This is a genomic window from Streptomyces sp. NPDC030183 (assembly GCF_055573455.1).
On record NZ_JBVIBK010000014.1, the window covers coordinates 25,457 to 41,945 of the forward strand.

Annotated in this window: 12 protein-coding genes and 4 pseudogenes; 7 read left to right on the forward strand and 9 right to left on the reverse strand. The window is 74.4% G+C overall.

Annotation, left to right across the window (positions count from 1 at the left end):
- Positions 1-488 precede the first annotated feature (488 nt).
- The 4 genes and pseudogenes from ACZ4Z2_RS18280 to ACZ4Z2_RS18295 form a co-directional block, all read right to left on the reverse strand.
- Positions 489-953, reverse strand: a pseudogene (locus tag ACZ4Z2_RS18280) (MarR family winged helix-turn-helix transcriptional regulator); the annotation flags it as partial.
- A gap of 332 nt (positions 954-1,285) precedes the next feature.
- Positions 1,286-2,320, reverse strand: a complete 1,035-nt coding sequence (locus ACZ4Z2_RS18285; RefSeq protein WP_468077149.1) for a hypothetical protein — start codon at positions 2,318-2,320, stop codon at positions 1,286-1,288.
- A gap of 138 nt (positions 2,321-2,458) precedes the next feature.
- Positions 2,459-2,884 (reverse strand): annotated as a pseudogene (locus ACZ4Z2_RS18290) (RNA polymerase sigma factor); the annotation flags it as partial.
- A 192-nt stretch (positions 2,885-3,076) separates the two neighbouring features.
- Positions 3,077-3,793, reverse strand: coding sequence for a polysaccharide deacetylase family protein (locus ACZ4Z2_RS18295; protein WP_468077151.1), 717 nt, complete (start codon positions 3,791-3,793; stop codon positions 3,077-3,079).
- 244 nt (positions 3,794-4,037) lie between these two features.
- Between ACZ4Z2_RS18295 and ACZ4Z2_RS18300 the strand changes: the two genes are divergently transcribed.
- The 5 genes from ACZ4Z2_RS18300 to ACZ4Z2_RS18320 all read left to right on the forward strand — a co-directional run bounded on the left by ACZ4Z2_RS18300 (position 4,038) and on the right by ACZ4Z2_RS18320 (position 8,752).
- Positions 4,038-4,757 (forward strand): DUF4232 domain-containing protein, encoded by a 720-nt coding sequence (locus tag ACZ4Z2_RS18300; RefSeq protein ID WP_468077153.1) that lies wholly within the window; start codon positions 4,038-4,040, stop codon positions 4,755-4,757.
- 304 nt (positions 4,758-5,061) lie between these two features.
- On the forward strand, positions 5,062-5,415 hold the full coding sequence (locus ACZ4Z2_RS18305; protein ID WP_468077155.1) for a hypothetical protein: 354 nt from the start codon (positions 5,062-5,064) through the stop codon (positions 5,413-5,415).
- A 733-nt stretch (positions 5,416-6,148) separates the two neighbouring features.
- Positions 6,149-6,487, forward strand: coding sequence for a helix-turn-helix domain-containing protein (locus ACZ4Z2_RS18310; protein ID WP_468077157.1), 339 nt, complete (start codon positions 6,149-6,151; stop codon positions 6,485-6,487).
- Positions 6,488-6,716: 229 nt separating this feature from the next.
- Positions 6,717-6,920 carry a cold-shock protein gene (locus ACZ4Z2_RS18315; protein ID WP_007383480.1) on the forward strand — a complete coding sequence of 68 codons (204 nt, stop codon included), beginning with the start codon at positions 6,717-6,719 and terminating at the stop codon, positions 6,918-6,920.
- A gap of 146 nt (positions 6,921-7,066) precedes the next feature.
- Complete coding sequence (locus ACZ4Z2_RS18320) at positions 7,067-8,752, forward strand: DEAD/DEAH box helicase (protein ID WP_468077159.1); 1,686 nt, start codon at positions 7,067-7,069, stop codon at positions 8,750-8,752.
- Between the two features lie 357 nt (positions 8,753-9,109).
- Here the strand turns inward: ACZ4Z2_RS18320 and ACZ4Z2_RS18325 are convergent, their stop codons facing one another.
- From ACZ4Z2_RS18325 to ACZ4Z2_RS18345, 5 genes are all read right to left on the reverse strand, one after another.
- Complete coding sequence (locus ACZ4Z2_RS18325) at positions 9,110-10,336, reverse strand: NAD(P)/FAD-dependent oxidoreductase (protein ID WP_468077161.1); 1,227 nt, start codon at positions 10,334-10,336, stop codon at positions 9,110-9,112.
- A gap of 143 nt (positions 10,337-10,479) precedes the next feature.
- Positions 10,480-11,424, reverse strand: coding sequence for an RNA polymerase sigma-70 factor (locus ACZ4Z2_RS18330; RefSeq protein ID WP_468077163.1), 945 nt, complete (start codon positions 11,422-11,424; stop codon positions 10,480-10,482).
- A 157-nt stretch (positions 11,425-11,581) separates the two neighbouring features.
- Complete coding sequence (locus ACZ4Z2_RS18335; protein ID WP_468077165.1) at positions 11,582-12,202, reverse strand: hypothetical protein; 621 nt, start codon at positions 12,200-12,202, stop codon at positions 11,582-11,584.
- 130 nt (positions 12,203-12,332) lie between these two features.
- On the reverse strand, positions 12,333-14,132 hold the full coding sequence (locus ACZ4Z2_RS18340) for an ABC transporter permease subunit (RefSeq protein WP_468077166.1): 1,800 nt from the start codon (positions 14,130-14,132) through the stop codon (positions 12,333-12,335).
- A 6-nt stretch (positions 14,133-14,138) separates the two neighbouring features.
- Positions 14,139-15,659 (reverse strand): ABC transporter substrate-binding protein, encoded by a 1,521-nt coding sequence (locus ACZ4Z2_RS18345; protein ID WP_468077168.1) that lies wholly within the window; start codon positions 15,657-15,659, stop codon positions 14,139-14,141.
- A 264-nt stretch (positions 15,660-15,923) separates the two neighbouring features.
- On the opposite strand from ACZ4Z2_RS18345, the pseudogene ACZ4Z2_RS18350 reads away from it, so the two are divergent.
- Positions 15,924-16,151, forward strand: a pseudogene (locus ACZ4Z2_RS18350) (DsbA family protein); the annotation flags it as partial.
- 172 nt (positions 16,152-16,323) lie between these two features.
- A pseudogene (locus tag ACZ4Z2_RS18355) lies at positions 16,324-16,427 on the forward strand (nuclear transport factor 2 family protein); the annotation flags it as partial.
- Positions 16,428-16,489: the final 62 nt, after the last annotated feature.

A 16,489-nucleotide genomic window follows, 5' to 3' on the forward strand; every position in this document is an offset into this window, starting at 1 on the left:
GCCGGGGGCGGGGTTGCGGGGGGCGGGCTTGCCGGTGGGCGGAGTTGCCGGAGGCGGAGTTGCCGGAGGCGGAGTTGCCGGGGGCGGGATTGCCGGGGGGCAGGAGGCCGCGGCAGGACGGTCGGTTCGTCGGCGCTGGGCGTCAGGCAGTGGGCCGTCGGTGTCCCGAGCTGCGTCGCCCGCGCCGACGGCGCCCTGCGATGCGCCCCGGGGCGGCGCCTGACGCTCCACCGGCCGGGTCGTCGGCGCTCGGGTCGGCCGGGCGGCCGGGGCGGCCGCGAGGCCGGGGCGTTGCGGTCGGGTCGACGGGGGCGTCAGGTCAGGGGGCCGTCGGTGTCGGGGGTTTCCTCGGCCGGGGCGACGGCGTCCGGGGCGGTGCTCCGCCGGGCGGCGTCCGGGGCGATGCCTTCGGGGGGCGAGGCGCGCGGGGCTTCACGGGCCGGGGTGATGTTCCGCCGGGCGGCGGGCGGGTCGGTGGACGAGGTGGTGTCCTGGGCCGAGAGGAAGGCTCGCATTCCTCGGGTCAGGGCTTCGCGTTCGGTGGGGCGCATCGCTGCCAGGACCTCGGCCAGGGCGTGGGAGCGGTTCGAGGCGACCTCGTCCAGGATCTGCCGCCCGTGTCCCGTGAGGTTCAGCTGCACCTCGCGCCGCCGGTGCGGATGCATCACCCGCTCGACCAGCCCCGCCGCCTCCAGCCGGTCGCAGAGGCGGCTGGCGGTCGGCAGTCCTATCTCCATCCCCTCCGCGAGAGCCGTGAGGTTGAGCCCCGGCCCGGACTCCAGGATGCGCAGCGCCCGCAGCTGATGGGGCGACAGACGCAGACTCGCCCCCTGACCGGCCGTCGCCCACAGGTGGGCCAGGCTGTCCACGGCATCGGCGATCTGCAGCGCGAGGGGCAGAGCATCGCCCGTTCCCCTCACCCCGTCGTCCCCGAAGCCGCTGAGACGAGTCACGAACCCATCGCTTTCAGCAATCGCCTGACCATACGGACACCACCCTCCTGGAACGCGGTACCCGAACGGCCGCCGGGCAAGCACGGCGAATCCCCGGCCGGGCGGCGGGCGCAGGGGCCGTCCGCCGGAGCAGCCGCACCGGCGCGGCGGCCCCGCGCGCGAGGCCGACCGGTCGGGCACCGCCCCGGCATTGTCGCCCCAGCCACCGCCCCAGGCTCAGTAACCGGCAGCCATCAGACCCTCGGTCGGCGTCCCAAGTTCGGTAACCGGCAGGCACCGGCCCCTCGGTCGCCCCGGGGTCAGGCCTCGTCCTCCCAGTGGCGCCCCCAGGCTCAGTCGCCGCCCCCGCCTCCGCCGTCGCCGCCGCCGTCCCCTCCGCCGTCCGAGCCCCAGCCGTCGCCGCCGCCGGACTCGTTGTCGTCGCCGCCCGTGCCCAGGTTGCTGAACCACGGGCGGTCCCAGTCCTCGTCGAGGGCGACGGGCTCCCGGTCGTCCGCCGTACGCCGCGCCGGGCGGAACCGCGCGAGCCCCGTCGTGTCGCCGAGCCCGAAGGCGACGGCGAACGCCTGCGCCATCACGGCGTCCAGCGGGTCCCGGCTCTCGTAGCGCACCGGGGACAGCGGCAGCAGCACCGCGTCCGGGTCCGGCGCCGGCCGGCGCGGGGGACGCGACAGCAGGGCGACCCGCCGTTCGTCGCACAGCAGCCACGAGCTCAGCGCGTCCTCGCGCCGCAGCACCCACCGCCGCCCGGCCAGCCGCACCTCCACGGAACTCCTCGACCGGCGCAGCTTCTTGTGCAACGCGGGCGCCGCGGTGTCCTCGCCGACCGTCAGACGCAGTCCCTTCGACGGGTCGGACGCGTCGGGCCGGTACCCGTACGGGGCACGGATCCGTACGACCGGGGCGTGCGGCCCCCAGACGTCCACCCGCACCAGACGCCGGTCCACGGCGACGACGACGGGTCCGGCCGGCCCCGGCGCGACCCGCCGCGCGATCCACAGCGGTACGCCCTCGGCCCGGGCCCGCTCCGCCAGGACGGCCACCCCGCCCGGCCCACCGCACCGGCGCAGCGCCAACTCCCCCAACTGCCGCGCGAACTCGGCGGCCTGCCGCACCCGCACCGGCGCGGCGGTCCCGGTGACGCGGGTCACCGGGACGACCCCGGGCCCCTCCGCGAGCCGCGCCAGCGGCCGCTCCGTACCGCCGCCCCCGAGCCAGCACCCGCGCTGGTACGCCTCCGCCATGGCCCCGAGGTTCAGCTCGGTCAACGGCGTGGTCCTGCCGCCCCTCCGCAGCAGGTCCTCGGTCAACTCCACGGTCCGCGCGAGCGGATTCCACGACCGCTCGCTGTACAGAACCCCGCTCACACTTCCCCCGTACCCATCCGTCCGTCCGGCGGAGCCAGCCTCACACACCCGGGCGCGCGTCCTGTCACCGTCCGGTCAGGACGACGTCACGAGTCCGACCGTGTGCCCGCCGGAGGCCGGACGCAGCCCGCTCAGCGGAACGCAGAGCGCGATGACCTCGCGCTCCGGGCGGCGCAGTGACGCGAGGGCGGTGAGCGCCGTCGCGAGGCGCCGCCGGCCGTCGAGCCGGTCGGCCACCTCCTCGGCGTGGTCGGGGACGGAGAGTTCGGCCGCCGCGGCGGCCTGGGCAGCCGCCCGGTAGCGCCGGTTGCTCCGGTACTGGTTGCGCGCGGTGTTGGTGGCGATGCCCAGCAGCCAGGGCCGCAGGAAACCGCCCTCCGGTTCCACCTTGTCGCGCAGCCGCCACGCCTCCATGAACGTCGCGGCCATCACGTCCTCGGCGGTGGACCAGTCGGCGGTCAGCCGGAAGGCGTGGTTGTAGACCGCGCGGGCGCAGGCGTCGAAGAGCTCGGCGAACGCGCTCGGATCCCCGGCCCGTATCCGGGTACGCAAATGAGTGCTCACCTCAATGAGCTGTCCGGCGCCCCGCACCGACTTCCCGTGACCCGCGCCACACTCGTCCGTCGGCGGCGGTATCGGCCCGACACCGCGCGACGCAGCATCGCACACGGCTGACACACCCACGGCTGAGACGCCGGGAGTCGCCGCGCCGACGGCTGCGTCGCTCGGCCGCGCGGTGAGGGCAGGGACGTCAGGTCACGGGCGGTAGGCGGCGCGGTTGTGGTACGTGACCTTGCTCGCGGCGAGCTTGGTCGGGGCGAAGAGTTGGTCGACGGTGACGAAGTGGAAGCCGCGCGCCCTGAGGGCCCGGATGATGCCCGGGACGGCGTCCACCGTCGTCCGGTGGATGTCGTGCAGGAGGACGATGTCGCCGGGCCGGGTCTCGGCGTTGACCGTCCTGACCAGACGGGCACTGTCGCGGTACTTCCAGTCCAGGGTGTCGACGCTCCAGTGCACCAGCGGCCGGGCCGCGGCGCCGCGGACGGTCGCGTTGTGGGCGCCGTAGGGCGCGCGGACGGTGGTGGGCTTCTTGCCGGTGGCCTGCTTGATCGCGGCGTCGGTACGGGAGAACTGCGACGCGACCTTCGCGGCGCTCAGCTTGGTCAGATCGGCGTGGTCCCAGCTGTGGTTGCCTATCTGGTGGCCGGCCAGCGACGTGTCGCGCAGCGTCGTCGGGTATCTCTGGGCGTTCTTGCCGACGACGTAGAAGGTGGCTCTGACGTCCCGCTCCTTCAGGATGTCCAGCAGACGCCGGGTGTCGGTGACGGGGCCGTCGTCGAAGGTGAGCGCGACGCACTTCACCTTGCGGCAGTCGACGGCCGGGGGTGCGGCGGAGGCGGTCGTGACGGTGCCGGCCAGTGTGGTGCCGCACAGGGCGGCGGTGACGGCCGAGGTGACGAGGCGTCGGTGCATCGGGTCCCCCAAGGGCAGTGAGTTGCCCTGTAGGACCAGCCCGCCTGGGCCGTGGATGCACGGGTGTGCGATTTCGGCTGAATGTGGTGTGCGCCGGGCCAAAGGGGGCACCATTTCCGGCCATTGGCGCTGTCACACTGTCACAGACCTGTTCGAGGACGGCCCTCTCTCGCTACGCGGGGGCGGAAACATGTCCCCCATGGGGCACCATCACCGGAACGTTCCGACTCTTGGGGGGCTTCCGATGGTTCACGCAGTTCGCGCACGACGCACCACCGCCGCACTCGCCGCTCTCTCGCTGGGCGTCCTCGCGCTGACCGCGTGCAAGGGGGACGGCGACCAGGACGCGGCCGCCCCGAGCGCGACGGCGAGCGCGTCCGTCCCGGCCAAGGACAAGGGCAAGGGCAAGGGCAAGGGCTCGGGCGGGGGCGCCGGCAAGGACAAGGACACCGACGCGCCCGCCACGGACACCCCCGGCGGTGGTGGCAGCGGCAGTGGCGGTTCCTCCGGGGGCGACGGCACCCCCGAGGCGTCGGAGCCCGCCGGTGACGACGACCAGGACGGCGGTGTCGGCATGTGCGAGACGACCGACCTGAGTTACAAGGTCACGGTCGCCTCCAAGCCGGTCAACCACGCGCTGCTGACCGCCACCAACAACAGCGGCGACCCCTGTCTGCTGCCGGCCGACGAACTGGTCGTCACGATCCCGGGGCTCGACGGCGCCGCCGAGCACATGGGCCCCGCCGGGGAGGACTGGCTCCTGAAGGCCGGCGAGAAGGCGTACGCCGGGATCCTGTTCTCCCGCGCGGACACCGCGGGCGGCAAGAGCGCGGACAAGGTGGAGATCGCCCTCACCGCCGCCGAGAGCCCGGCCACCGTGCCGATCGCCGGCGGCCCCGTCACGGTCAACGACGGCCAGGTCACCAGCTTCTTCGGCACGGCCGAGGACGCGCTGACGTACTGACCCCACCGCCCCCCTCCCACCGCCTGACGATCACAGCGGCTGGCTGGGCCGACTGGTGAAGATGCGAGGGAGGCCGCGGCGACCGGCCAGACGTGGGCTCGGGGGGCGGGGGCCACGGCCGTGGGACGGGCCGGGGGCGTCCGGTGGGCGGCGGCCCGGGGCCGGGCCCGGCCGACGGCTGCGCGGCGGGCCGGATGTCGTGGTCGGGCGGGCGGACGGGGTTCCGGGGCTTCGGTCGGGTGAGGGGCTCAGGGGTACCTTGGACGTACTGGCAGGGGGGCGGTAGTGGAGGGCGGTGGCGTCCATGCGTATGAGGGACGGCCGCGTCGATGACGTCGACAGCACCCCCGAGGTCCGGTGGGCCCCGCACGTGGGTGCCGGGCTCGCCGAGGTGCGGGTCGTCGCGGCGGACCCCGCCACGGCCCAGCGGGTCGCCCGTGTCCTGCGCCGGGTGTTCCCCTGCGACGAACCCCGCAGCTACCCCACGGGCGCGGACGGACGCGGCACCCTGCTCCACCTGACCGTCGACACCCGCCCCGCCACCGGCTCCCCGCACGAGGCCGCACCGTGGCTGTACAGCAGCCGCTCCCAGGGCGAACGCACCCACGTCGACGAGCCCTGCTGCACGGACGCCGCACGAGCCACGCCGGACACGTAGCCGCCCGGCGAGCGCCGGACCGTGGGCACGGACGGCGAGTCCGGACCGACGGGCAACGGACGGCGGGAAACGGACCGGCGCGCAGCCGCCCGGCGGGCACCGGACCGGCGGGCAACGGACGGCGAGTCCGGACCGACGGGCAACGGACGGCGGGAAACGGACCGGCGCGCAGCCGCCCGGCGGGCACCGGACCGACGGGCAACGGACGGCGAGTACCGGACCGGCGGGCAGCCGCCCGGCGGGCAACGGACCGGCGGGCAACGGACCGGCGGGCACCGGACCGGCGGGCACCGGACCGGCCGGCAGCCGCCCGGCGGGTACCGGACCGACGGGTGACGGACGGCGGGCACCGGACCGACGGGCAGCCGCCCGGCGGGTACCGGACCGACGGGTGCCGGACGGCGGGCACCGGACCGACGGGCAGCCGCCCGGCGAGTACCGGACCGACGGGTGCCGGACGGGGAGGCCGGTCGGGGTTGGGCGGCGGGGCTGGGCGGCGGGCTGGGCCGTTCGGGGTGTTGTGTGTCTCGGGGCGGGGTGGGGGCGGCGGGACGCGGCGTCGTGAAAGTCTGTTGTCGCGGGGACACATCTGTGGGGTTGCCGGAGCTAGGGTTGTCGCACGAGGCAGCCGGTGGACGACCCCGGTGCCGGAGCGCGCGCGGAGCACGGGTGCCGCGTCGTCGCCCCGGGCCCGCGTCAGGGCCCCTCCCCGCGTCCCCGAAACGAAGGTGCCATGCCCGCTGAGAACGCCCGCGCCGCCGGGAATCTCGACGACGACGACTACCCCGCCTACACCATGGGGCGTGCCGCCGACGTTCTCGGCACCACCCCCGCCTTCCTCCGCGCCCTCGGCGAGGCCGAGCTGATCACCCCGCTGCGTTCGGAGGGCGGTCACCGCCGCTACTCCCGCCGTCAGTTGCGCGTCGCCGCCCGCGCCCGCGAACTCGTCGACCAGGGCACGCCCATCGAGGCCGCCTGCCGCATCATCTCCCTGGAGGACCAGCTCGACACTGCCCTCCGCCTCAACCGGGACATGCACCGGAGGCTGGGCGAACACGGCGCGGATACCTAGTCCCGCCGATACAGAATTACGGGCCACGGCCGGTCGAGAATTCCCGCGCGTCGCCAAAAACACACGGGGTGCTGCGGCCCTGCCTGTGTTAGCGTGATAGCAGTTGCGTTTTGGTTGCCGGAGATTTGTTTCTTTGCAGAGCTTTCCGGATCTTTCCGGAGGGGTGATCATCGCGGCGACTCGGATCCGTAAAGTGCGGATCCGGCACTGCCCCCGAGGGAGATTCAATATGGCATCTGGCACCGTGAAGTGGTTCAACGCGGAAAAGGGCTTCGGCTTCATCGAGCAGGACGGCGGCGGCGCTGACGTGTTCGCCCACTACTCGAACATCGCCACCAGCGGCTTCCGCGAGCTTCAGGAAGGCCAGAAGGTTACCTTCGACGTCACGCAGGGCCAGAAGGGCCCCCAGGCCGAGAACATCGTTCCCGCCTGACGCTGACGCGAACTGAACGACTGAGGCCCGCACTCTTGGGGGTGCGGGCCTTTTCGCATTTTCTTCGGCTCATTCTTGCGAATCCTCGCGCGGCCCCTGCCGCCGGACGGAATTCCTCGATACGCCGCATCGAGGAGGGTTCCTTCATGAACCGCACCCGTCGGGGTCATGGCGGCTCCGGCCGCCTCCGCACGGAGACCGACACCAACCGATCCACCGGCGGCGGCCGCGGCCGCCGCTTCCGCGCGCAGGACGCGGGCCGGAAGCAGGCCCGCCCCTCCGGTACGCGCAAGAGCGGCGCGGCAGCGCGCTCCGCCGCCCGCCCGCAGGAGTTCACCCTGCCGGTCACCCTCACCGAGCCGCTGCCCGCGGTCGACTCCTTCACCGAACTCGACCTGCCGGCCCGTCTGCTGACCGCGCTCGGCGCCGAAGGCGTCACCACGCCGTTCCCCATCCAGGCGGCCACCCTGCCGAACGCGCTGGCCGGCCGCGACGTGCTCGGCCGGGGCCGTACGGGCTCGGGCAAGACGCTCGCCTTCGGTCTGGCCGTCCTGGCCCGGCTGAACGGACAGCGGGCCCAGCCCCGGCAGCCGCTCGCCCTGGTCCTCGTCCCGACCCGGGAACTGGCCCAGCAGGTCACCGACGCGCTCACCCCCTACGCCCGCGCGCTGCGGCTGCGGCTCGCCACCGTGGTGGGCGGCATGTCCATCGGCCGCCAGGCGAGCGCGCTGCGGGGCGGCGCCGAGGTCGTCATCGCCACGCCCGGCCGTCTCAAGGACCTCATAGAACGCGGCGACTGCCAGCTCGACCAGGTCACGGTCACCGTCCTCGACGAGGCCGACCAGATGGCCGACATGGGCTTCATGCCGCAGGTCACCGCGCTGCTCGACCAGGTCGACGCCGACGGCCAGCGGCTGCTGTTCTCGGCCACCCTGGACCGCAACATCGACCTCCTGGTCCGCCGCTACCTGCACGACCCCGTGGTCCACTCGGTCGACCCGTCCGCGGGCGCCGTCAGCACCATGGAGCACCATCTGCTCCACGTCCAGGACGACGACAAGCACGCCACCGCCACCGAGATCGCCGCGCGCGACGGGCGAGTGATCATGTTCCTGGACACCAAGCGGGCCGCCGACCGGCTGGCCAAGCACCTGCTCTCCGTCGGGGTCCGCGCCTCGGCGCTGCACGGCGGGAAGTCCCAGCCCCAGCGCAACCGGACACTCGCGGGCTTCAAGGACGGGCAGGTCACGGTGCTGGTGGCCACGAACGTCGCCGCCCGCGGCATCCATGTCGACGACCTCGACCTCGTCGTGAACGTCGACCCGCCCGGCGACCACAAGGACTATCTGCACCGCGGCGGCCGTACCGCGCGCGCCGGCGAGTCGGGCACCGTCGTCACCCTCGTCCTGCCGCACCAGCGCCGCGAGATGGACCGGCTGATGGCCGACGCCGGCATCACGCCGCGCTCCGCGCGGGTCCGCCCCGGCGAGCCCGAACTGCACCGCATCACCGGCGCCCGCACCCCGTCCGGCGTGCCCGTCACCCTCGCGCTCACCGTCCCGGCACCGGCCGCCGCACCGAGCGGCCGTAAGGGCACGTCCGGCCGCGCCGGCACCCGCCGGACCGGCGGACGCGGCAGAACCGACCGCTCGGCGACCAGCCCCGGCACCGCCTCCGGCACCGGCACCGGCGGGGGCAAGGGAACTGCCCGGACCGGCGGTGGCCGAGACGGAACCGCCCGGAGCGGGAGCGGCCGCGAGGGAACGGCGCGGAGCCGTGGCGGGCGGGGTGCCGGACGCGGTCGGCGGCCGGCATCCGGGAACGACTCGTAGCCCGGCCACTTCCGGAGGCGTGCGCCCACAGCCGTGGGCTGCCCCGTGATGCGGTCGGGGAAGTGATCACCGGGCGGGAGCCGGCTTGACGTCACCACCGGTGAGATGCGCCGGGCACTGACCCGGCTCGCTTCGCCCGGCTCGGGTTCGCCCGCCACGACGCCTCCCGCCGCTCCCGCCGCTCCCGCCGCTCCCGCCGCTCCCGCCGCTCCCGCCACAACGCCGCCCCCGTCGCTTCCGCAACGAGTCCCCCGCCCCCTCCGCCGGCGGACGACGGCCCGCCCGCTGACCGGCCCCGCGCCCCGAGAACCGCTGGCGCCGGGGCCGCGTCGTCCGGGGCCGGCCGTGCCGTGCGGCTCAGGCCGCTGCCTCGGTGGTTCGCTCCGTCTGGGCCGCCCTGTCGACCCGCACGGTTCCGGTCGGCTGCTGCGCCGTCCGGCGGCGGCGGACCGGCATGCCGACGGTCGGGTGGGCGACGCCCCAGGCCGCGCCCTTGCAGATGAGCTCCTTGTAGAGGGCGGCGAGGCGGCCGGTGAGGGCCTTGGGCAGGGCCTGGTCGTCCGCCGTGACGAACTGGATCAGGCCCTCCTTCCGGCCGAGCGAGACGCACTGCTGGAAGTAGCGGATGCCCACCTTCGGGGGCTCGGCGCCGGTCAGCCGGGCCGCGATGGCGTCGGCGGCCTGCCACGCGGCGGGGACGCCCGAGGCGCACGACATCCGCAGCGGCTTGTCGCCGGGCCCCATCGCCAGGGCCGCGTCACCGATGGCGTACACCTCGGGGTGCGACACCGAGCGCATGGTCGAGTCGACGACGATCTGGCCCGTGTCCGACACCTCCAACGCGGTGGCCCGCGCGATCGGGTGGACGGCGAAGCCGGTGGCCCACACGGTGACCGCGGCCGGGACGGACGCGCCGTCGGTCAGGACGCGGTCGGCCTCGACGGCGGTGACGGCGGCGTGCTCGTGCACGGTGATGCCCAGCTTGCCGAAGACCTTCCGCAGATGGCCGCGGCCCTTCTCGGAGAGCCAGTCGCCGAAGCCGCCGCGGGCCACGAGGGCGACGTCGAGGTCCGGGCGGCTCTCGGCGATCTCGGTCGCCGCCTCCAGGCCGGTGAGTCCGCCGCCGACGACGACCACGGGCTGTCCCGCGTCCAGCCGGGCCAGCCGCTCGCGCAGCCGGAGCGCACCGGCGCGGCCGGAGATGTCGTGGGCGTGCTCGGCGGTGCCGGGGACGCCCTGCGGGTTCCAGCCGCTGCCGAGGGCGTACACGAGGGTGTCGTACTCCAGTTCCCGCTCGCCGGCGCCGTTCGCGTCGACGACGGCGACGGTCCTGCGGTCCACGTCGACGGCGGCGACCTTCCCGAGCCGCACCTCGACGCCGGTGCCCGCGAACATCTCGTCGAAGGGACGGGGCCTGAGCTCCTGGCCGACCGCCAGCTGGTGCAGGCGGACCCGCTCGACGAAGTCGGGCTCGGCGTTGACGAGGGTGATGGCGACGTCGTCGCGGTGCAGTCGCTTGGCGAGGCGCCCTGCGGCGGTGGCTCCGGTGTAGCCGGCTCCGAGAACGATGATGCGGTGCTGCATGTCCTGCTCCTGTCTGCGCGGGTCCGACGCTCTGCCTTGCTCGGTCACGCCCCTTGAACCGGGCGGCCCGCGGTTTCCTGACAGGAATGGGATGTGAACCAGGTCACACCAGATCGCACCAGGTCACACCCTCATGGCGCGCCTCAGAACGCGTGGAACAGGGGCTCCCCGTGCTCGGTCGTCGCCCAGACCTCCGTCGCGCGTTCCAGCTTGTCGGGGTTGACCTGGCTGCGGAACGCGACGATGCCCTCCGCGTCGATCTCCAGGCAGATCACGCCGACGACCCGGCCGTCCACGACCGCCAGGATCGCGGGGCCGCCGTTGGCCGTCGTGACGTGGATCGCGGGCGAACCGCCGACCATGGCCCGCTTGACGGGGGCCGGCTTGAACAGGCCGCGCATGAACTTCGCGACCGCGAGGGCGCCCTCGAACGCCTTGGCGCGGGCCGGGACCTTCCCGCCGCCGTCGCCGACCGCGATGGCGTCCGCGGTGAGCAGCTTGACCAGCGGCTCGGTCTTCCCGCTGGTGGCGGCCGCGAGGAACTCCTCGACGATCCGCCGGGCCGCCGCCTCGTCGATCTCCGTACGGGTCTTGCCGGCCGCGACGTGCTTCTTGGCTCGGTGGAAGATCTGCTGGCTGGCGGCCTCACTGAGGTCGAGGATCTCGGCGATCTCCCGGTGCGGGTAGTCGAACGCCTCCTTCAGCACGTACACCGCCCGCTCGTTGGGGGTGAGGCGCTCCAGCAGGGTGAGGACCGCGAACGAGACGGACTCGCGCTGTTCGGCGGTGTCCGCGGGGCCGAGCATCGGGTCCCCGGCGAGCAGCGGCTCCGGCAGCCACTGGCCCACGTAGGTCTCCCGGCGGGCGCGGGCGGAGGTGAGCTGGTTGAGGCACAGGTTGGTGAGCACCTTCGTCAGCCATGCCTCGGGGACCTCGATCCGGTCGATGTCGGCCTCCTGCCAGCGCAGGAACGTCTCCTGCACGGCGTCCTCGGCCTCGCTCGCCGAGCCGAGCAGCCGATAGGCGATCGCCTCCAGACGGGGCCTCGCCGCCTCGAACCGGTCCACGTCGTCCATCGTCAACGCCATGTCCCGGATCCTAGGCGGTGTCCGGCGCCCGGCGCGCGTGACGGACGCCTCAGGGCCGCTCACGCGCGGGAGTGGACCGGACGTCCCGTCAGGGCGAGTGGCTGCGCGCGGTGTGCCACGACAACGGAGCGGACCTGTTCGGACTGTGAGCGGCGGGTCAGGCGCGGCGCCGGGTGCCCATCGCGTACGCGAGTCCGTACGCGGCGGCCGCGGCGAGGACGAGGCCGAGGGGCGAGAACAGGTCGACCCCGCCGCCGGCTTCGTCGGTCCACCACGCCTTGGCCGGGAAGAACGGCTCGTAGGTCAGCAGGTCCCAGGCGGCGGTGGGCGTCGACTCGACCGCGTGGATCAGGGGCAGGGAGTTGGTGTAGCCGAAGAAGGCGCCGAGCACGGCGATGACGGCCGCGCCGGTCCGCGCGCCGTTGGAGCGGCCGCCCACCAGCCCCGCGAGGAGGCCGACGACGGCCCCGTTGAGCAGGGCGTGCCCGAGGTAGAGGGCATTGGCGGTGGTGAGCGTCTGGTCCCTGTAGGTGGCGATGTTGAGGACGGTGTAGAGCAGCGCCACGACGAACGAGGCGAGCAGCCCGAGGAGGACGGCGCCCACCGGGTGGCCCCCGCCGTTCGGGCGCGGTCCGAGGGGTTGCGGCGCGAACGGCGGTGCCTGGTAGGGCCCGTTGACCGGCTGCGGCCCGTACCCGGGCGGCACCGGCGGCTGCTGCGGCGGTACGGGCTGCCCGTACGGCTGGTAGGGGTGCTGCGGCGGCGGTGGCTGGTTCATGGTGGTCCCCCGGTGCGAACTGGCTGGAACCGCAAGCTATCAACGGGATCGGTGGGGACCCGTCGGAGCCGCGGGCGGACCTTGTGAAGGACAGCCCGCGGACTGCGGGAGAACTTGCTTGTGGGGTGGGTCAGTTCGGCTTGTTGTCGGTCTTGGGGGGTCGTGCCGGGCGGCGGGCGGGGGTGCGGTGGCCCGTGGCCGTGCCGGCGACCGTGAGGACCGCGAAGAGGACCAGGGCGGCGGCGGGGGCGAGGACGGTCCAGGGGGCCAGTTCGGCGTAGGGCTGGTTCTCGGACAGCAGGCGGCCCCACTCCGGGGTGGGCGGTTGTTCGCCGAGGCCGAGGAAGCCCAGGGAGGCCAGGACCAGGACCGTCGTCGGCAGGCGCAGCAGGGCGTTGCGCAGCAGGGCGGGCAGGACCGCCGGGAGCAGGTGGTGGCGCAGGAGGTAGCCGGGTCCGGCGCCGAAGGAGACGGAGGCGAGCAGGTGGCCGCTGGCCCGTTCCTGTTCGAGGAGGGCGGAGGTCTGGGCGGCGTAGGGGGTCCAGCCCACGAGGCACACGGCGCAGGCGGCGCCCCACACGGAGGGGCCGGTGACCGCCGTCGTGAGGAGGCCCGCGAGAACGGCCGGCAGGGTCGACACCACTTCGGTGAGGCCCGCGCCCACCTGGGTGGCCGTGCCGATCAGCAGGCCGAGGAGGGCGCTGACGGCGGTGACGGCGAGGGCGACGGAGGCGGTGCGCAGCGCGCCGTGGCCGAGGCGGGCCAGCAGGTCCCGGCCGAGCGAGTCGGTGCCCAGGGGGTGGTCGGGGGACGGGGGCAGCAGCCGGGCGGCGGTGTCCACGTGGAGGGGGTCGCGCAGCAGCCCGGCCACGACCAGGGTGAGCAGGGCGAGCGCGCAGCAGCCGATGATCCAGGGCAGGGAGCGGGGGCGGGGCAGCGCGGGCGGGTGCAGCGCGGGCAGGGCGCCGTCGCGCAGGGCCGGGCCGAGCAGGGCGCGGCGCAGCGCCTGGATCAGCAGGCCCGCGCCGACGCCGAGGAGGACCAGGGCCAGGGTCGCCGTCTGCAGGGGCGGCAGGTCCTGGGCGATGGCGGCCTCCAGGGCGAGCCGGCCGAGACCCGGGATGTCGAAGATCTTCTCCACGGCGACGGCGCCGCCGACCAGGGCGACCACGGTCGGCAGCAGCTGCGGGAGCACCCCGGACAGCGCGCGGCGCAGTGCCGTGCGGGCGATCCGGCCGGGCGGGAGGCCGTAGGCGCGCCAGGTGCGGGCCCAGGACTCGTGGAACGCGGCGGGCAGCGACTGGTCGAGCAGTCCCCCGATCATCGCGCCGGAGGGCACGCCGAGGGCGAGGGCGGGCAGCACCATCGACGACGGGCCGGTCCAGCCCTGCGACGGGAACCAGCCCAGCCACACCCCGCAGACCATGGCGAGCAGGGAGGCGAGGAGGAACTTGGGCAGTGCGGCGAGGACGGCCGCCGCGGTGCCCGACGGGCCCCGGCGCAGCCGCTGCCGTGACCCGAGGTACAGGGTGCGGGCGCTGACCAGGGCGGCCACCGCGACGGTGACCGCCAGCGCGCCCAGCGTCAGGGTGAGCGAGACCGCGAAGGCGGTGGTGACCTGCGGCAGGACGGGTTCGCCGGACACCCACGACGTGCCCGCGTCGCCGCGCGCCAGCCCCTCCAGCCATTGTCCGAGGTGGACGAACGGCCCCTCGTCGAAGCCGAGTCGATCCCGTACGGCGGCCAACTGGGCCGGGGTGGGGTCCTGATCGGCGGAGCGGGCGCGCAGGACGGTCAGCGCGGGGTCGTTGCCGGACAGCCAGGGAAGGAAGGCGACGGCGGTCAGCAGGGCGGTGGCGGCGGCGATCCGGCCGGCCCCCGCCCGCCACCGGGTCGGCAGGCCCCGGTCGCCGGCCGGAGTGACGCTCATCGGCGGCTACTTGAGCCGGGTGTCGAGGTCGACGAGGGACCGCTCGCGGGGGTCGAGGAGGACGCCCTCGACGTCGTCGGCGATGCCCAGCACGGCCTTCTCGTGGACCAGCGGGACGACGGCGTCGGTGCGCAGGATCTCCGCCTCGGCCCGCATGACCTTCTTGTGCCGCTCGGCGGTGTCGCCCTCCTCGGCGGCCGCCTCGATGGCCCGGTCGACCTTCGGGTCCTTCAGGCCGGCGATGTTGTAGACGCCGTCGCTGGTGAAGTCGCTGGCGAGGTAGGCGACCGGGTCGCCGGTGTCGAGGAGCGTGACCCGGGAGAAGACGAGCGCGTCGTACTTGCCGGCGAGGAGGTCGGCCTCCATCTGTGTGTACTCGCGGACGTCCTGCTTCACGGTGAACCCGGCCTTCTCCAGCTGCTGCTGGAGGACGGTCGCGGCCTCGGGGAGTTCGGCGCGGTTGGTGTAGGCGGCCAGTCGCAGGGTCCTGCCCTTCGTCTCCTTCCGCACCTGCGCGGTGGTCGCGGCCTTCGCCCGGCCGGTGACCTCCACACGGTCGGCGGCGGCCCAGGGCACGGCGGGCCCGAACAGGCCCTCGGCCTGGTCGGCGTAGCCGCCGAAGACGGAGTCGACGAGGACGCCGCCGTCCACGGCCTCGCGGGCGGCGGCGCGCAGGGAGGCGTCGGTGAACAGGCCGCTCGCGGTGTTGAGGACCAGGCTGTCGGTGCGCACGGACGGCACCTCGTGGCGGGTGCTCTTGTCGAGGAGTTTCGCCTGGGCGGTGGGGATCCACTCGGCGATGTCGACGTCGCCGCCGCGCAGGGCGCTCGCGCGGGCGGTGCCGTCGGCTATCCAGCTGACGTCGAGGCCGGGCGCCTTGGCCTTGCCGCCCCAGTAGCCGTCGTAGCGGTCGAGGGTGGCCTTGGTCTTGCCGGTGAGCTTGGTGATCTCGAACGGGCCGGTGCCGGTCCCGATCGGGCTGACGGTGCCGTCCTTCTTGTACGCCTTCGGGGAGAGGATGCCGAGGGCGGGGCTGGCGAGCCGCAGCGGGAGGACGGGGTCGGCGGTCTTCGTGGTGAGGGTGAGGGTGTCGGCGTCGTCGGCCTTCGCGGTCAGGGTGACGTCGCTGAGGACGCGGGGCTTGGTCTCCGCCTCGTTCGCGTGGTCGAGGGCGTTGACCACGTTGTCGGCGGTGACCTCGGTGCCGTCCTGGAAGGTGGCCCTGCGCAGCTGGAAGGTCCAGGTGGTGGCGTTCTTCCGGGTCCAGGACCTGGCGAGGGCGGGGGTGGCGGCGCCGTTCTTGTCGAGCGCGGTGAGGCCCTCGGCGACGGAGAGCTTGCTGAGGACGGTGGCGTCGTTGCTGTACGGCGACAGGGCCTGCACCGGCGGCACGGCGAGGGCGATGCGCAACCGGCCGCCCGATCCGGCCCCGTCCGCCTCCGGGCCGCCGTCGCCCGGTGCGAAGCATCCGGCCAGCAGGGGGCTGAGGGCGAGCGCCGCGATGAAGCCGCGGGAGGTGGTGCGCATGCTGGGTCCTGTCGTGCGAGGGGGCGGGCGCGCCCCGCCGCGGGCGGGCCGACGACAGGGCCGGGCCAGCTTATAAGGCAAGGCTTACCGAATCCCCAACGGGTGGGTGAATTCTCAACGATCGAGACCGACATGGCCTGCGGCCGGCTTCGGCGGACTCCGACCCTGCCGGGCGGGCGGGACAGTGCCGGGCGTTCGCGGTGGGGCCCTCCTGACGCGGACGGCGTCCGTGCCGCGACCAGGTAGTCCGGCGCCGGCCCGGGGCTGGCCGCCGCGGCCGGGCTCGACGCCGACGCCGTGGTCACCGCGTTCGAGGCGCCAGAAGCGGCTGCCGCCGCCGAGGCCGACTTCCGCCGGACGGCCGCACTCGGCGTCACCGGCTTCCCCACCCTGCTCGCGGTCGACGGCCGTGAGGTCACCGTCCTGGCCCACGGCCGCGCCACCGCCGACCAGATCGACCACCGTCTGACGCCCCTGACGGCCGGGCGCTGATCCCCGGGGCCGGGCCCCAGCGGTCCAGGCCCCGCCCCCACCTCACGACCGAACGGGCTCGACGCCCACCCCACCGAAATCGACACGCATCCGCCAGGTCCGATGCCCACCTGCCTGAACCCCCGCCGACGGCCCGACGAATCGCCGTCGGTCGCTCGCCGTTCCGTACCCGGTCGACGTCCGCGTGCCCCATCACTCGTCGTACGCGGCGGCCTCGTCGTCCGCTTCGAGCAGTTCGTCGACACGGCCCTCGTCCGCGCGGCCATGACCGGCTGAGACCACCACCATCCACCAGCCCCGCGGGGTGTTCGTCGGCCGCGCCCTCCCCCGAGGGTGCG

What these genes read in the sequence shown, in the direction of transcription:
- ACZ4Z2_RS18295 (WP_468077151.1), bottom strand. Translation starts at nt 3,793, where the DNA reads ATGCACCGACGCCTCGTCACCTCGGCCGTCACCGCCGCCCTGTGCGGC.
- ACZ4Z2_RS18300 (WP_468077153.1), top strand. Translation starts at nt 4,038, where the DNA reads ATGGTTCACGCAGTTCGCGCACGACGCACCACCGCCGCACTCGCCGCT.
- ACZ4Z2_RS18305 (WP_468077155.1), top strand. Translation starts at nt 5,062, where the DNA reads ATGCGTATGAGGGACGGCCGCGTCGATGACGTCGACAGCACCCCCGAG.
- ACZ4Z2_RS18310 (WP_468077157.1), top strand. Translation starts at nt 6,149, where the DNA reads ATGCCCGCTGAGAACGCCCGCGCCGCCGGGAATCTCGACGACGACGAC.
- ACZ4Z2_RS18315 (WP_007383480.1), top strand. Translation starts at nt 6,717, where the DNA reads ATGGCATCTGGCACCGTGAAGTGGTTCAACGCGGAAAAGGGCTTCGGC.
- ACZ4Z2_RS18320 (WP_468077159.1), top strand. Translation starts at nt 7,067, where the DNA reads ATGAACCGCACCCGTCGGGGTCATGGCGGCTCCGGCCGCCTCCGCACG.
- ACZ4Z2_RS18325 (WP_468077161.1), bottom strand. Translation starts at nt 10,336, where the DNA reads ATGCAGCACCGCATCATCGTTCTCGGAGCCGGCTACACCGGAGCCACC.
- ACZ4Z2_RS18330 (WP_468077163.1), bottom strand. Translation starts at nt 11,424, where the DNA reads ATGGCGTTGACGATGGACGACGTGGACCGGTTCGAGGCGGCGAGGCCC.
- ACZ4Z2_RS18335 (WP_468077165.1), bottom strand. Translation starts at nt 12,202, where the DNA reads ATGAACCAGCCACCGCCGCCGCAGCACCCCTACCAGCCGTACGGGCAG.
- ACZ4Z2_RS18340 (WP_468077166.1), bottom strand. Translation starts at nt 14,132, where the DNA reads ATGAGCGTCACTCCGGCCGGCGACCGGGGCCTGCCGACCCGGTGGCGG.
- ACZ4Z2_RS18345 (WP_468077168.1), bottom strand. Translation starts at nt 15,659, where the DNA reads ATGCGCACCACCTCCCGCGGCTTCATCGCGGCGCTCGCCCTCAGCCCC.